The sequence below is a fragment of the Brevundimonas sp. ABV4_179 genome (assembly GCF_056311945.1).
Genome location: NZ_CM149976.1, coordinates 1,573,737 through 1,590,001, shown reverse-complemented (window position 1 = coordinate 1,590,001; position 16,265 = coordinate 1,573,737). Strand labels below are relative to the sequence as shown.

Below are 16,265 nucleotides of genomic sequence, written 5' to 3'. Positions count from 1 at the left end.
AGGGCTTTAACGGAACGCTAACCACGATAGCATCATTCTGTTGATGTGATTCGGGCGCGTCTATTCGCTCCCGTATCCGAAGCCGGATCAAGCCCGGTCCGGTCAGTTGTCGGGGCTTTCGCGTGGCGCGTTGGGATCCGGGTTCGGTTGTTCGGCGGCGGGTTGATCCCGTTGCGGACGGCCCTGCTGTCGATCCGGGCGGCTGCTGTGTGGGCCGCGATTCTCTCCTCCCCAAGACCGTCCAAGGCGGCGCCCGTTCGGGTCCGCCTTTTTTCATGCCCTGGAGGCGTCCATGACCAAGCGTGCGGCTACGAAGCGTCAGTCCCGTGAAAACGGCATCCTGGATTCGCGTGACTTCATCGAAGAGTCGAAGGTTCGCCGGCTCCATGCGCCCAACAATGCGCGTGCAGGCTGGTCGCCCTATCCCTCCAACGACGACCGCGACCAGGCCTATCTCAAGACGCTGAAGCCCAAGTCCGAAGGCCAGGGTGAGCTGATGGCGGCCATCGACCACCACAATCTGGTCATGGCCCTGGGGCCGGCAGGTACGGGCAAGACCTACTTAGCCGTCGCCAAGGCGGTTGAGGCGCTGGAGGCCGGCAAGGTCGGGCGCATCGTCCTGTCGCGTCCGGCCGTGGAGGCCGGCGAGTCCATCGGCTTCCTGCCCGGCGACATGGAGGACAAGCTGGCCCCCTATCTGCGCCCCCTCTACGACGCCCTATCGGATCGGCTGTCGATGAAGCGGGTCAAGGCCCTAATGGCTGAGGGCCTGATCGAGATCGCGCCGGTGGGATACATGCGCGGCCGCACCTTGAACAACGCCTTCATTGTCGTGGACGAGGCCCAGAACTGCACCTACGTCCAGTTGAAGATGCTGCTGACCCGCCTGGGCTGGCATTCGACCATGGTGGTGACAGGAGATCCGCAGCAGTCGGACCTGTTGCCCGGCATATCGGGTCTGTCTGACATCTCGGCGCGTCTGGAGGCGGTGCCCGACATCGCCGTGGTGCGCCTGGCCGAGCAGGACATCGTGCGCCACCCACTGGTCGCCTCCATGATCGGCGTCCTCTGAAACCCTGGCTTAGGTCATCATTCCGAGGCTGAGCGTAGCGAAGAACCCGGAACCCAGGGCCGCACGGCCGCCCTATGCATTCGATGCTGGATGCGAGCCGCCTGGGTTTCGGGTTCGTCCTGCGGACGCCCCGGAATGACGACAAGAGACGATCTGACCACTTGGGCCAAACGCCCATTGTCCCCCGCCGCGCTCACCCGCTAAAGGTCGGTCGCCGCTGATGAGGGATGTCGATGCGCGTAGCGATGATTGGGACGGGTTATGTGGGCCTGGTGTCCGGAGCCTGTTTCGCCGACTTCGGCCATGTCGTCACCTGCATCGATAAGGACCCGTCCAAGATCGACCGGCTGGAGCGGGGCGAGATCCCGATCTACGAGCCGGGTCTGGACGATCTGGTCGCCGCGAACGTGCGCGAAGGGCGGCTGTTCTTCACCCTGGACGGGGCCGAAGCCATTCGCACCGCCGATGCGGTCTTCATCGCGGTCGGCACCCCGACGCGCCGCGGCGACGGCCATGCCGACCTGTCCTACGTCCATGCGGCGGCCGAGGAGATCGCCGGACTGATCGACGGTTTCACCGTGGTCGTGACCAAGTCCACCGTTCCGGTCGGCACGGGCGACGAGGTCGAGGCCATCATCAGGAAGGCCAATCCGAACGCCGACTTCGCCGTCGTCTCCAACCCCGAGTTCCTGCGCGAGGGCGCCGCCATCGGCGACTTCAAACGCCCCGACCGGGTGGTGATCGGCGTCAATGACATGGAGGGCGAGGTGGGGCTGCGCGCCCAGAAGGTCATGAGCGAACTGTATCGCCCGCTGAACCTGAACGAGAGCCCGCTGCTGTTCGTGGGCCGTCGCACGTCCGAACTGATCAAATACGCCGCCAACGCCTTCCTGGCGATGAAGATCACCTTCATCAACGAGATGGCGGACCTGTGCGAGGCCGTCGGCGCGGACGTGCAGCAGGTTGCGCGCGGCATTGGCCTGGACAAGCGGATCGGCTCCAAATTTCTGCACGCCGGCCCTGGCTATGGCGGCTCCTGCTTCCCCAAGGACACCATCGCCCTGGTCCGCACCGCCCAGCACTATGGCGCCCCGACCCGGCTGATCGAGGCGACGGTCGAGGTCAATGACGCCCGCAAGAAGGCCATGGCCGGCCGTGTCGAAACCACCCTGGGCGACAGCGTGGCGGGCAAGACCGTCGCCCTGCTGGGCCTGACGTTCAAGCCGAACACCGACGACATGCGCGACGCCCCTTCGCTGGACATCGCCCCCGCCCTGATCGCGGCCGGCGCCCATGTCCAGGCCTTCGATCCCGAGGGGATGCACGAGGCCGCCAAGCTGCTGCCCGGCGTGGAGATGAAGGATAACGCCTATGACGCCGTGGTCGGCGCCGACGCCGTGGTGCTGGTCACCGAATGGGACCAGTTCCGCGCCCTGGACCTGGACCGGATCAAGCTTTTGATGAAACAGCCGGTGCTGGTCGATCTGCGCAACATCTATCGGCCTGACGACATGAAGAGCCGGGGCTTCCGCTACATGGGCGTCGGGCGCGGCTGATGGGGTCGCCGATCCTGGTCACCGGCGCGGCCGGCTTCATCGGCATGCACGTCGCCGAACGCCTGCTGGATCGGGGCGAACGGGTGATCGGCGTCGATGTCTTCAACGACTACTACGACCCGCGCCTGAAGGCGGCCCGCGCGGCGCGACTTGAAGGGCGCGACGGCTTTCGCATGGTGCGCGCCGACATCGCCGAACACGAGCGGATGCGGGCCCTGGTCGCCGATGAGGGCGTGCGGCGGATCGTGCATCTGGCCGCCCAGGCGGGGGTGCGATATTCGCTGGAGAACCCCTTCGCCTATGAGCGGTCCAACCTGGCCGGCCATCTGTCGATGCTGGAGGCCGCGCGCCACGGCGGCGTGACCCATCTGGTCTATGCCTCGTCCAGTTCGGTCTATGGCGACCGCCCCCTGGAGGGTTCGGGCTTTCGAGAGGACGATCCGACCGTCCATCCGGTGTCGCTTTACGCCGCGACCAAACGCTCGTGCGAGTTGATGAGCCAAAGCTACGCCAAGCTTTACGGCTTTCCTCAGTCGGGCCTGCGCTTCTTCACCGTCTATGGGCCGTGGGGTCGGCCGGACATGGCCTATTTCGGCTTCACCCAGAAGATCGTGCGCGGCGACCCCATTGAGGTCTATGGCGAAGGGCGGATGGCGCGCGACTTCACCTATATCGACGACATCGTGGACGGGATCGTCGGCGTGCTGGACCGCCCGCCAGCCTCCGGCCGCCATGAGATTTACAATATCGGCGACAGCCAGCCGGTCGGCCTGATGGAGATGATCTCGACCCTGGAGACCGCCCTGGGCGTCGAGGCCAAGAAGGTCATGCGTCCAATGCAGCCCGGCGACGTCACCGCCACCTATGCCGACGTCTCCAAGCTGAACGCCCTGTGCGGCTACCGGCCCCAGGTGCCCCTCAAGAACGGGCTGGAGAAGTTCGTGGCCTGGTGGCGGCAGTATCAGAACGGCTGACGCGCGCGGTGATGCGACGCGCTGTTCCTCCCGCCGTCGCCGCGTCCTTGGGCCTGTTCGCTGCGGATCAGGCCGGCGCCCAGACCGCCGTCGAGACGCCCGTAGCCGATCCGTTCTTTCGCCAGCGCGGCCAGGCTGTGCGCGACCGGCCCCAGCCGGCCTATGACGCCGTGGGCCTGAAAGTCGGGGGCTTCACCCTCTGGCCGCGTCTCCAGTCGGCGGCCGTGTTCGACGACAATGTCTTCGCCGCCCCGACCGCCCCCCGCGCCGCCACAACCCTGCGCCTGACGCCCGACGTCACGGCCCGCTCCGACTGGGGCCGTCATCAGATCCAAGGGTATGTCCGGCTCGATTTCGACCGGAACCTGAACGTCTCGCGCGAGAGCGCCACCGACTGGCGACTGGGCGGGGCCGGCCGTCTGGACATAGCGCAGGGCGCCCACCTGACCCTGGCCCTTGATCTGGAGCATGGGCATGAGGCCCGGACCGCCGTCGGGACCGACCCCCTGACCGTGCGCCCTGTCGCCTTCGACGGCGTTTCGGCCCGGCTGGCGGGCCGGCGGACACGCGGCCGGCTGCGCCTCGACGCCAGCGCCGAGGTGCAGCGTCGCGACTACGACGACGGCGCCGACGCGGCCGGCGCCCTGGTCAAGCAGGACGACCGCGACCGCACGACCCTGACCCTGACTGGACGCGCGGCCTACGCCCTGTCGCCGGCGACGGCGGTCTATCTGCAGGTCGCCGCCGACGACCGCGACTATCGCCGCGTCCCCAGCCGGCCCGACCGAACCTCGACCGGGCGGGAGACCCTGACAGGCGTGGATTTCGAACTGGGCGGCTTGATACGCGGCGACATCGCGCTGGGCCATCGGCGCCAGACCTTCGACGACCCGAGATTCGCCGACCTGGACGGCTTGGGCGGCCGTGGGCGCGTGAGCTGGTTCCCCACCGCCCTGACCACCGTCTCCGTAGCGGCCGAACGCGCGGTCGCCGATACGGGAGTGGTCGGCGCGGCCGGCGCCCGGCGCACCGACCTGTGTTTTAGCGTCGATCACGAACTTCTGCGCAACCTGATCCTGTCGGGGCGGACGGCGCATGTCGAGGACGCCTACATCGGTCGCGACCGGACCGACCGACGGTTCAGCGCCGGCCTGACCGCCGACTATCGCCTGAACCGCCGACAGGGCCTCACCGCCGATCTGAACTGGATCGACCAGGCGTCGGTCGGCGCCGCGCCCGGTCCTCGCTATCGCGCCTTGTGGTTGATTCTGGCGGCGGTGGCGCGCTTCTAACGCCCGGAGAACATTGACAACCTGCACGCGACAACGCACCACTTCGGCGGACGATCCCCGTTTGGCGGCGCGATGACCTTGACCGACCCATCGCCGGCTTCCGCCGACCGCGCCGCAACAGACGAGATCGACATCGACGCCTGGATCGCGGGCTTTCGCCGCCGCGCGGGCCTGTTCGCCGCCGCCACCGCCCTGGTCGCCCTGATCGTCCTGGCCGTTATGCTCGGCCGCCCGCCTGCCTACACCGCCGTCGCCAGTCTCCAGATCAACACCCGCAAGGCTCAGGTGGTCGCTGGCCCCGCCGTCCTGTCCGCCCTGGACGCCGAGGCCGCCGTCGTGGACACCGAGGTCGAGGTGCTGCGCTCACCGCAACTGGCCGCCGCCGTCGTGGACGACCTGAACCTGACCGGCGACCCCGCCTTGAACCCCGCCCTTCGCCCCACGCTGCTGGCGCGCCTGACCGGCCGCGCGTCGCCTGCGCCTGACCCTGCCGTTACTCGCCAGCGGGTGATCGAGGCCGCAAGCCGCCGTCTGACCGTGCGTCGAGTCGGTCTGACCTATTCCATGGCGGTTGGCTTCACTGCCGACGAGCCGGCCAAGGCCGCCCGTATCGCCAACGCCTTTGTCGATCACTATCTGCGCGCTCAACTGACCGCCAAGTTCGACGCCAACGCCCAGGCCAACGCCTTCCTTGGCGACCGGTTGGAGGATTTGCGCGGTCAGGTCGAGGCGGCCGACGCCGCCGTCTCGGCCTACCGCATCGCCCACGGCCTGCTCAGCGCCCAGGGCGCGACCCTGACCGAACAGGAAATCTCGGTCTATAATCAGCAACTGGCCGCCGCCCGCGCCCATCAAGCCGAGCAGGACGCCCGCCTTCGCACCGCCCGTTCCCAGATGGCGGCCGGGTCGAACGGCGACGACGTGGCTGAGGCGCTGACCTCGCCCGTGGTGCAGAACCTGCGCGGCCAGCGCGCCGCCATCAGCACGCGCGTCGCCGACCTGTCGGTCCGCTATGGCCCGCTGCATCCAGACATGGTTCGCGCCCGCAGCGAACTGGCCGACATCGACGTCCAGATCCAGGCCGAAATCCGCCGCGTCGTCTCCAACCTGGACGCCCAGGCCCAGGTGGCGCGCCAACGGACCGCCTCGGTACAGTCCAGCCTGGAGATCGCGCGCGGCGCTTTAGCCGACAACAACGCCGCCTCCGTCCGCCTGCGCGAACTGGAGGGCGAGGCCGAGGCGGCGCGCGCCATCTACCGCGCCTTCCTGGACCGTTACCGCGAGACCGGGGCCCAGACTGGCGTTGAACAGGCCGACGCCCGCATCGTCTCGCGCGCGACCCCGCCCACGGCGCCCAGCGCGCCCAACCTGACGATCAGCCTGGCCCTGGCGGTCGTGCTGGGCCTGGGCGCCGGCGTCGTCGCCGTCCTGGCCGCAAAAGCCCTGCAGCAAGGCTTGTCCACGCCTCAGGACGTGGAGCGGCGGCTGGGCCTGGCGCCGCTGGGCGCCCTGCCCCTGGCCGCCACGGTCGCCGCCGGGGACGAGCACGACATTAACCCCATCGATCTGGTTGTCCAGCGCCCGACCTCGGTCTTCGCCGAAGCCGTTCGCGCCCTTCGGGCCAGCCTGTCGCCCATGCCTTCAGCCGTCGTCCCTATGGCGACGCCCGGCGCGCGGATCGTGGCCATCACCTCCGCCCTGCCTGGCGAAGGCAAGACGACCGCCGCCCTGTGTCTGGGACGGGTCGCGGCGCGGTCGGGCGGGCGCGTCCTGCTGATCGACGGCGACCCGCGTCGACGCGGCGCCACGCGTATGCTGGGCCTGAATCCCCCGGCCGGTCTGGCCGAGGTGCTGCATGGCGCCGCCGCCTGGCGCAATCTCGTGGTGCTGGATCCCGCGACCGGCCTGCAGGTGTTGCCGATGGCTGCCTTGGGACTGGCGGCCGACGACGCCTTCGCGACACCTGCGATGGACGCCCTGCTGGCCGAGCTTCGTCAGGCCTTCGACTTGATCCTGATCGACACCGCTCCCATGCTGGTCCTGACCGACGCCCGCATTTTAGCCGCCAAGGCCGACGCCGTCTTGTTGTTGGCGCGCTGGCGACGCACGCCAGCCCGCGCCGTCGCCTCGGCCGCCCGCCTGCTTCACCCCGTCGGCGCGCGTCTGCTGGGCGTCTGCCTGACCCAGGTCGACGCTCGCGCCCAGGCCCGCCAAGGCCAAGGTTATGGCCTCTATCCCCACGACCCCTATCGCAAATACTACGCCGCCTGAGGCGCGGCGTTGACAGGGGCGGCGGTCGTGACCTTGATGGCGCATGGCGATGCACAAACCCCTGATGGCCTTCGTCGGTCTGATCGCGCTGGCCGCCGCGAGCAATACGTCCGCCCAGACGCCCCTCACCGCGCGCCCTGACACCCAGACCCTGGACGAGGCCTACGCCATCGTCGAATTCCAGAGCACGCGCTCGGGGCGCGAGATCGGCCGGGCTCTGGAACGCCACTTGGCGAGCCCCGACGTCGCGGTCGTGGCCCGAAACCAGCCCCTCGCGCGGATTCCCCGCATGCCGGGTCGGTTCACCCTGGTCGATCCGGCAGCGCCCGGCGGCTTCGGTCTGCAAGGCCCGGCGGACCGCGCGCCGGCCGGCTGGCTGCGCCCGGTTCGGGCGGCGGTCTGTGACGGCGCCAGCTGGCGCGCCGACGTCGCCCCGCGCCGCCCCGGCCGGGTCGAGCAGCGATACACCCTGTGCCTGTTCCCCTATCGCGACGGCCAGCGCCAGGGCCATCGCCTGGACTTCTACGCGGCGACCCTGTTTCACGGCGACCAGGGCGCCGTCGCCCCGCCCCCGGCCGGTCAGACGCCCGCCGCCTTCATGCGCGGCGCGGTCCAGGCGGTCGAACGTCTGACGCGGGTTCATGGCGTCTGGGTCGAGCAGCGTCTGGCGAACCGTGACCGCCCCTTCACCCAGGACGACGACGCCCTGTCCGCCCAGACCAACTGATCCCTTCAAAACGCAATCGCGCCCCCGGTCAGGAACCGGGGGCGCGACAGTCTTGCGGATTTTCAGCTTCGATCAGAACTTGACGCTGAACCGGCCATAGATGCGGTTGTCGCGGTATTCGTCCTTATAGACGCCGCTATAGCCCATCTCGACGGCCGTGCGTTCGGTCGCCTGGATATTGAAGGCGAGACCGCCCGAGACGACGTCATCGCCCGGATTGGCGCCTTCGATCAGGAAGCGCGGACCATCGGCGAAGGCGGCGTCGAACAGCGGACCGTCACCGTTCAGATCGTGAGTGTAGGCCAGGTGCGTCACCGCCGACAGACGCGGCCGCCCCTCGCCGCCCGCCAGGATGGTGCGGGTGCGGAAGCCGGCCGTCAGCAGATCGGCCTTCTGCTTCACCTTGCCCGACAGGGCGGCGTCCCCGCCCGTTTCGGAGACGTCGGCGTCATATTCGACGTGGCTGTAGGCGCCATAGGGTTCGAACGTGGTGGCGCCGACCGCGCGGCTCCAGGCCACTTCGCCGTAAGCCTGCCAGACGTTGCCGTCGTAGTTGCCGACCAGGGCGTTGGTGAACTGGTTCAGCTGGGCCGTGCGATCGGTGCGGACGTCGGCGTTCGCCCACGATCCGCCAATGCGGATCTGGAAGTCGCCCACGCCGGCGCCGCCATAGACCCCGATCTGTTCGCTGTTGACCCGGCCGGTCGAGCGCAGGCGCGACGACCGCAGTTCCGAGCGCGTCTCTCCCAGAGCCAGGCCGATATGCATGTCGTTCGACAGCGCCTTTTCGGCCCCCACCAGATAGCCCGAGCCTTCGCTGCGGAAGCCGGCGATCCCGTCATGGGCCGAACCACGGCCGTTGCCATAAACACCGCTGCCCCAGACCGAAACGCCGTTTCCGGCGTAGGTCGCGGCGCCGCCCTGGCTGCGGCCGCGCTCGGACATGGCCTCGCGGATCGAACGGGTGTCGGACACGGCCAGGCCGCCCAGCGAGGCGTGAACTTCGCCCGTCAGGCCGCTCAGCGCGCCCTGAACCGCCGGGACGCTGGCGTCCAGCAGGGCGTTTTCCAAGGACAGATCGCGGTTCGCGCCGATCGAGGTGTTGTTGATCATGACATCCAGCGCGCCGCCGACCGACTTCTGATTGTCGGTCAGACCCAGCGAGGCCACGGTTACGTCGTTGCGCCGCACCGTCAGCACCACCCCGTTGGTCGAATAGGTCAGCACCGGCGCCAGGAAGGCCAGATCGCTCTGCGCCCCGCTGAACGTTCCGGTCACGGCCCCGGTCGAGTTGATGATGTTCATCCGGGTGCGCAGGTTCCACTCGCCGTTATCGGCCTTCAGTATGACCTGACCGCCGTCGATCTTGGTCGTGCCGCCGACGTTCAGGCGCGAATAGGCCGCGCCGTTCACGCTGGACCGAATCCACAGGAAGGAACCCGGCTTGAAGTTCAGATTGCCGGCGACCGTCAGGGTTCCGAACGGATTAACGCCGTCGCCGGGCGAGACCACCCCGCCGCTTTCGGCCGTCAGGTTCAGCAACCGGCCCGTCCCGCCGATCATGCCGACGCCGCCGACCGTGGCGCTGGAGCGCAGCAGGCTGCCATTGACGGTCAACAGGCCGCCCTCGACCCGGGTCGGGCCGCTATAGTCGTTGGCGCCGGTCAGGATCAGCTGGCCGCCGCCCTTCTTGACCAGGCCGCCGATGTCGTTGCCGAAGTTGGCCAGGACCTCGGCCGAATAGCGGTCGCGCGCATCGCCGATATTGTTGCTCCAGATATCGACCGTACCCACGGCGACGGTGACGTCGCGCGTGTCTCGAAGCGCCGTCGGGCCGCGCAGCGCCACGTCCATCTGCGGCGCACCCCAGCCCGAGCGCAGATCGACGCCCGGCGTGTCCAGATCCTTGGAGCTGGACACCAGAATGTCCGAGATCAGGGCCGTGGAGTATTCGGGGAAGTTCTCCATCAGCAGCGCGGCGAAGCCCGAGATGTTCGGCGCCGCCATCGAGGTGCCGGTCAAGGCCTCGTAACCCGCGCCAGTGTATTTGATATACTGGTTCAGCACGCGCTGCAGCTCGTCATTGGCGTACTGCAGGACCGCGCTGGAGAATGCGGGCGTCAAGAGCGCCATATTGCCGGTCGAGGTCAGCAACTGCCCAAGGATCGAGGTGAAGCCATCCGGGTCGCCAAGGCGAGCGCCTGAAACCAGGGTGATGGCCGCAGCCTGACGCGCGACCTCACGGCGCCAGGCGTCTTCGTTGTAGTTGGGGCCGCCGATTCTGCGTGCATCCAGATAGGCGTTCAGAACGCCCAGGAATTGATTGATCGACGCGGTCTGCAGGGCCGAATAGGTGGTCGCCGAATACAGGCCCGCATAGTTAGCGCGCGGATATAGCGCCAGGATGCCCCGCCAATCCATCTCATAGGCCGGCACCGACGAAATGACCTCCGAACCCGGTCCGGCGACGCACCAGGTCGCCGTCTGACCGCAGAAGCTTGTAGAGGGGTCGGCGGCGGTGAAGCTGGAATAGTTGGCGACCGACAGCCAGTTGGAGCGTAGGCGCGGGTCGTTCAGCGGCGCCGCCGCATCAATCCCGGCGTGAACGCCATAGCCGTTGCCGGCCGAGAAGACGACCAGCACGTCCTTGTCCAACACGGGCTTGTAGAAGTCGCCGTAGTTGCGGTTGAAGGACGCCAGCACGGTCGGCAGCGAGGCGTTGAATGGCAGGGTGGTGCTGCTGCCCCAGCTGTTGTTGATGATCCGCACCTGTCCGGTATTGGCCAGATCGACGATGTTCTGGTTCTGGGTCGCGACGATCTTGCCGTCGATGACCGCATCCTTGAACCACAGGAAGTCGCCGGCCGAGAAATTGGCGGTGGCGGCGTAGAGCTTGGCGTTGAAGGCGTTGCCGAACATCGGCTGACCCGCCACCCGGTCGCCCGCGATGGTGCCCGAGACGTGGGTGCCGTGGCCTTCCCAGCGGCGGCGCGGATTGATCAGGCCATCGTTGCCGTATCCGGCGATCGCCTGGGTGCGCAGCCCCGTCACCTTGCCGGCCGAACCGAACAGAGGATGGTCGACATAGACCCCGGCGTCATTGACCCCGACCGTCTGCCCTCGCCCCGACAGCCCCATGGCGTAGGCGTGTTCCAATCCTAGGAAGCCCTTGGAATAATCGATGGAGAACTGCGCGTTCGTGCGCCAGGACGCCAGCGCCGTTTGATAGTTGGTCGTGCGCGTCCCATTGGCCATGTAGAAGCCGCCCGAGGGCGGCGTCGGCGCCGTCGTCGTCTGGGCGCTGGCCGCCGTTCCCGCCAGCATAGCCACGCCAGCCGTCGCGGCCAATAGGCCGAGCTTGAAACTAAAAGACACTCGATATCTCCCCACGGCGTGTCGCCGAACGCTTAAGCTTGCAACCCCACGGCGCAATTCAGGCCCGCATTCCGCACGCTGCCACGTCCCTAGTCAACCACATTTCCGCCACAGACGGTCAGCCGCATGATCCTGCGGGGATCAGATCCAGCCAGGCGACGCGGGCGATCAGAACGACGACCACCCTACTGCCGCACGGCGCGCTCCAGCGCGGCGTAGAGCCGGGACGGCTCCAGCGGCTTGGCCAGCCAATCCGTCATGCCGGCGGCTTTCGTCGCGGCGATCTGCTCGTCTTCGGTTCCGGCGCTGAAGCCGATGACCGGCACGGCCGCATTGGGGCCGCTCGAGGCGCGCAGGCGCCGCGTCGTCTCATTGCCGTCTATGCCGGGCATGTTGACGTCCATCAACACGACATCGAACACCTGCGCGGCCAGGGCCTTCAGGGCCGATGCCCCATCCGACGCCATCGACAGCTCGACATCCAGGGGATGCAGAACCAGGGCCAGCGTGCGGCGGTTGATCTCGTGGTCGTCGACGGCCAGCACCCGCAGCCGTCGGTCAAGCACGGGCGGGGCCGCCGTGTCTTCGAGCGCCTGATCGACCGGAACGCCGCGCGGCAGGCTGATCTCCAGCATGAAGACCGCGCCCTGCCCGTCCTCGCTGCGCGCGGAAAGCTCGCCGCCCATAAGGCGCGCCAGATCGCGACTGACCGTCAGCCCCAACCCGGTCCCGCCATAGGTGCGCGCGACCTGCGCCGACCCTTGGGCGAAGGGCGAGAACAGGCGCGCCATCGCGTCCGGCGCGATCCCCGGTCCCTGGTCGGCGACCGTCATCACCACCGCCACATCATCCAGCGCCCCGTCCCGCGTCGTTACGCCGAAGGTTACGCATCCGCCCTGGGGCGTGAACTTCAGCGCATTGGACATCAGGTTGTTGACGATCTGGCGCAGCCGGAACGGATCGCCCTTCAGCCACAGCGGCTCGGCCATGGGCGAGACGCCGAGCCGCAGCCCCTTCTCGTCCGCCGCCGCCGCCCAGAACCGCGCCGTATCGTCCATGAAGGCCGCCAGGTCGAAGTCCCTGGCCTCCAGCGTCATGGCGCGCGCCTCTATCTTGGAGTGGTCCAGAAGATCATTGAGCATCCCTGTCATCAGCCGGCCGGCGTCCATGATCAGTTGGGCCGTCTCGGGCGTGGTCTCGGGCCTGTCGCCCTTTCGAATGACATGAGCGCCAGCCAGGATGGCGCTGACCGGCGTGCGCAGTTCGTGGCTGACGATGGCGGCCATGGCGGCGCGATCGGCCATGGCGCGCTCGGCCTGCTCCAAGCGGCGCTGCGCCTCGTTCAGGGCCGCGACCTCCTGCGCCCGCGCGGACTTCAGGCGCGACCAGATCACGATGACGGCCAGCACCAGCAGGATCACCGACCCTATCAGGGGCGCGAGCGCCGGCGATGCGGGCTTGGGCGCGATGAAGGGCATGGCGAACAGGGTGGCGAAGTACGGCAGGGCGCCGATCAGGAACAGCGTCTGCGATCCGATGCCGGACACCATGTTGCTGACCAGCGTGCCTGCGATCGCCATCACCGCAATGGCGGTCATGACCTGATCGCCGTGGCTCCACATCACCGCGATGGCGACCGCGAAAGTGATCGAGAACAGGCCCGCGCTGGACAGGGCGGTCAGCACGGGCCGCGCGTCGCTCAACGCCGCCGCGCTGCGGCGACGGTACGGCTCCATCGCGAAATACTCAAAGATTTGCACCGCCGTGCTGATCGCAAGCCAAGGCCCGACAAACGACTTCAGCCCCGCCATCCAGAACACCCAGGCGATCAGCAGGCCCATGGTGACACGAACCGGGGTCTGCTTCAGCCGCTCGCGCGCCGCCAGCGTCAGATGGGGCGCCATCGCCGCGAACCAACTCGCGTCGAGTCTATCGTCGTCCAAGCTCATATCCTGCATGCCGAAACAGCCATTCGCCGCCCGCCCGGCCCTATCGCCGGCCGAACGCCCCCCCAAGCAAACTGCGCCTCGCCCCGCAGCAGGATCAGCGTAAATTTTATCCGTTAAGAAAGAAATCCTCATGTGGGATCGAGCGAGCGCGCCCGCAGCCCGTCCGCTCCAAACCGCGCGTGCTGCAGCAACAGCGCCTTACCCAGCCCGATAATCGGCATCTGCCCCGCCCGCACCGGCGCCGACAGACTGGCCGTAGCCAGTCTCAGGGCCGCAACCAGTAATCTCCACCGGGGGAGGTCGTGGCGAGGGCGTCGAAGCGCTCTGAGGCGTTTCGAAAAGCTGCAGGCCGCGCGAAACGGCATCAACGTCGCGTTCCCCACCCCAACCGCCGCTTGACCATGCGGCGTATGCGCCAGAACAAAACGTCACCTGTGAAATAAATTTCATTGACAGAATAGACCGCCCAATCCTGTATGCGGGAAAGAAGCAGGCGATTTGACCGGCGGAGGGGGGACGACTTGCATAATCGAGGGCGACAGCCGGTTGTCGATCGTCGCGCCCTCGTTCAGGCTGCGGCCGGCGTGGCGATGGCCGCCACTGTTTCCGCCCCCGTTGTCTCCCGCGCCGCTCAGGCTGCGGCCGTGTCTGAGAGCGCTCGCCGTCATCGCGTGAAGCTGGCGTTCGGATGGAAACACGCCTTGGGGCATGCCGCCGACGAGGACAAGGATTTCGGTTTCGGGCGGGACCAGCGCACCTACGCCAAGGTCGGCGGCTCGGCCTCGGCGCCGATCGCGCAGGCCGCCATGGCCGATTTCGACGATTCCGGCTGGGCGTCCGTCCAGATCCCTCACGACTGGGCGATCGACCTGCCTTACGATCCCGGCTCGGCGGCGCCTGCGGATGGGCAGGACGATCCGCGCGCCGCCCATGGCTACAAGGCCCTGGGGCGGGATCATCCCGAGAACAGCGTCGGTTGGTATCGTCGCAAACTGGCCATTCCGGCCGACTGGAGCGGCCGACGTCTGGGGCTGACGTTCGACGGCGCCTTCCGCAGCGTGATCGTCTTCCTGAACGGCGTCATCGTCGCCGAACACGCGGGCGGCTATACGCCGTTCGACGTGGACATCACCGACATCGCCCGACCGGGAGAGGTCAACTGGCTTGTGGTCAGGGTCGACGCCAGCCTGGGCGAAGGCTGGTTCTATGAGGGAGCGGGCCTCTATCGCCACGTCTGGATGACAGCGACCGACCCGCTGCATGTCGCGCCTTACGGGGCCTTCATCCAGGCGGCGCCGCACGGCGCCGGCGCGACTGGCAAGGTTGAGGTCGCCCTTCGCAATCAGTCCGACACGCCCCGACAGGCCCGGGTGCGGATGACGGTTCTGGCGCCGAACGGACTGGCCATGGCCAGGACCGAGCGGTTGGTGGCGGTTGACGCCTGGAGCGAGGGACGCAGCGAGGCGGACCTGGCGTGGGACGCGGCGCCCCTGTGGTCGCCGGCCGATCCGCAGCTTCACCGGCTGTCGGTCGAGGTCGAACTGGATGGCGTGGTGCGCGACGCCGTAGATGTCCCGTTCGGCGTCCGTTCGGCCGTGTTCGATCCGCGTCGGGGCTTCCTGCTGAACGGGCAGCCGTTGAAGCTGTTGGGCGCCTGCTGCCACCAGGACCACGCCGGCGTCGGCGCCGCCCTACCCGATGCGCTTCAGGTGTGGCGAATTCAGCAGCTCAAGGCCATGGGGTGCAACGCCTACCGGGCCGCCCACAACCCAGCGACGCCTGAACTGATGGACGCCTGCGATCGGCTGGGCATGCTGGTCATAGCCGAAACCCGTCGGATGTCTTCCGATCCGGAGTCGTTAGAGGAACTGTCCACCCTGGTGCGGCGGGACCGCAATCGGCCTTCAGTCATCGCCTGGTCCATCGGCAACGAGGAACAGACCATCCAGGGGACGGAGGTCGGCGCGGCCATCGCCCGCACCATGAAGCGGGTCGTCAATCGCCTTGACCCGTCTCGGCCCATCACGGCGGCCAAGGATCAGGACTTCGGCGAAGGGGTGTCGCGGGTGGTCGACATTCTGGGCTTCAACTATCGCACGCCGCAGATGGAGGGCTATCACGCCCGCTTCCCGGATCAGCCCATCATGGGCACGGAGACCGGAAGCACCGTCGCCACGCGCGGCGAATATGTGCTGGACGCCGCCCGTCACATCGTGCCGGCCTATGATCGCGAACATCCCTGGTGGGCCTCGACCGCCGAAGAGTGGTGGATCCTGGCGGCGGATCGTCCCTACATCGCAGGCGGCTTCATCTGGACTGGCTTCGACTATCGCGGGGAGCCGACGCCTTACAATCGCTGGCCCAGCGTCGGTTCCTACTTCGGCGCGATGGATTCCTGCGGCTTCCCCAAGGACAATTATTGGTACTACCGCGCCTGGTGGCGGCCGGAGCCGCTGCTGCACCTGTTCCCTCACTGGAATTGGGAAGGGCGCGGGGGCCAGGACATCGAGGTCTGGGTTCATTCCAACCTGGACCGGGTCGAACTGTTCCTGAACGGCCGGTCGCTGGGCGCCCAGTCCGTGACCCGAAATCGTCACCTGGCCTGGTCCGTCGCCTATGCGCCGGGCGTGCTGGAAGCGCGGGGGTGGAAGGACGGGCGGCTGGTCACGACCCAACGGCGTGAAACGGCCGGTGCGCCGGTCGCCCTGCGGATGTCGGCGGACCGTCTGAGGCTTGTCGCCGACGGCGAGGACGTGGCGATGATCGCCGTCGACGCGGTGGATGCCCGCGGCCGTCCGTGTCCGCGCGCCGCCGACCTGATTCAATTCAGTACGACGGGCGACGGCCGGATCATCGGCGTCGGCAATGGCGATCCCGTCAGCCACGAAGCCGATCGCGCCGACCGGCGGCGATTATTCAACGGCCTGGCCCAGGCCATACTGCAGACAGGCCGCCAGGGCGGCCCCATCACCATCACCGCCAGCGCTGGGGGCCTGCGCCCCGCCTCGCTGCGGCTTGACGCCCGACAAACCAGACAATCGACCTGAAA

Annotated in this window: 9 protein-coding genes; 7 read left to right on the top strand and 2 right to left on the bottom strand. The window is 67.9% G+C overall.

Annotated elements, in window-relative coordinates; translation table 11 throughout:
• The first annotated feature begins 280 nt into the window (after window positions 1-280).
• From ACYX4P_RS07560 to ACYX4P_RS07535, 6 genes are all read left to right on the top strand, one after another.
• Entirely contained in the window at window positions 281-1,072 is a 792-nt protein-coding gene (locus ACYX4P_RS07560; RefSeq protein WP_248118037.1) for a PhoH family protein, read from the top strand.
• A gap of 233 nt (window positions 1,073-1,305) precedes the next feature.
• A complete protein-coding gene (locus ACYX4P_RS07555; RefSeq protein ID WP_248117328.1) occupies window positions 1,306-2,628 on the top strand; it encodes a UDP-glucose dehydrogenase family protein in 1,323 nt (440 codons plus the stop codon).
• Window positions 2,628-3,602 (top strand): NAD-dependent epimerase/dehydratase family protein, encoded by a 975-nt coding sequence (locus ACYX4P_RS07550; RefSeq protein ID WP_374321288.1) that lies wholly within the window; start codon window positions 2,628-2,630, stop codon window positions 3,600-3,602. Before ACYX4P_RS07555 ends, ACYX4P_RS07550 begins: the two co-directional genes overlap by 1 nt.
• Window positions 3,603-3,613: 11 nt before the next feature.
• Complete coding sequence (locus tag ACYX4P_RS07545; protein ID WP_248117330.1) at window positions 3,614-4,894, top strand: outer membrane beta-barrel protein; 1,281 nt, start codon at window positions 3,614-3,616, stop codon at window positions 4,892-4,894.
• 72 nt (window positions 4,895-4,966) lie between these two features.
• The gene (locus ACYX4P_RS07540; protein ID WP_248117331.1) at window positions 4,967-7,165 is read left to right on the top strand and encodes a GumC family protein; all 2,199 of its coding nucleotides are present in this window, start codon (window positions 4,967-4,969) and stop codon (window positions 7,163-7,165) included.
• A gap of 49 nt (window positions 7,166-7,214) precedes the next feature.
• Window positions 7,215-7,892 (top strand): hypothetical protein, encoded by a 678-nt coding sequence (locus ACYX4P_RS07535; protein ID WP_248117334.1) that lies wholly within the window; start codon window positions 7,215-7,217, stop codon window positions 7,890-7,892.
• Window positions 7,893-7,964: 72 nt separating this feature from the next.
• Here the strand turns inward: ACYX4P_RS07535 and ACYX4P_RS07530 are convergent, their stop codons facing one another.
• Together ACYX4P_RS07530 and ACYX4P_RS07525 are read right to left on the bottom strand one after the other, a co-directional pair.
• Entirely contained in the window at window positions 7,965-11,267 is a 3,303-nt protein-coding gene (locus tag ACYX4P_RS07530) for a S8 family serine peptidase (protein ID WP_476070239.1), read from the bottom strand.
• A gap of 185 nt (window positions 11,268-11,452) precedes the next feature.
• On the bottom strand, window positions 11,453-13,210 hold the full coding sequence (locus ACYX4P_RS07525) for an ATP-binding protein (RefSeq protein WP_248117338.1): 1,758 nt from the start codon (window positions 13,208-13,210) through the stop codon (window positions 11,453-11,455).
• 650 nt (window positions 13,211-13,860) lie between these two features.
• Between ACYX4P_RS07525 and galA the strand changes: the two genes are divergently transcribed.
• Window positions 13,861-16,263: a beta-galactosidase GalA gene (galA, locus tag ACYX4P_RS07520; RefSeq protein ID WP_314135671.1), complete on the top strand. Its 2,403-nt coding sequence runs from the start codon at window positions 13,861-13,863 to the stop codon at window positions 16,261-16,263.
• Window positions 16,264-16,265 lie beyond the last annotated feature (2 nt).

What these genes read in the sequence shown, in the direction of transcription:
- ACYX4P_RS07555 (WP_248117328.1), top strand. Translation starts at nt 1,306, where the DNA reads ATGCGCGTAGCGATGATTGGGACGGGTTATGTGGGCCTGGTGTCCGGA.
- ACYX4P_RS07550 (WP_374321288.1), top strand. Translation starts at nt 2,628, where the DNA reads ATGGGGTCGCCGATCCTGGTCACCGGCGCGGCCGGCTTCATCGGCATG.
- ACYX4P_RS07545 (WP_248117330.1), top strand. Translation starts at nt 3,614, where the DNA reads ATGCGACGCGCTGTTCCTCCCGCCGTCGCCGCGTCCTTGGGCCTGTTC.
- ACYX4P_RS07540 (WP_248117331.1), top strand. Translation starts at nt 4,967, where the DNA reads ATGACCTTGACCGACCCATCGCCGGCTTCCGCCGACCGCGCCGCAACA.
- ACYX4P_RS07535 (WP_248117334.1), top strand. Translation starts at nt 7,215, where the DNA reads ATGCACAAACCCCTGATGGCCTTCGTCGGTCTGATCGCGCTGGCCGCC.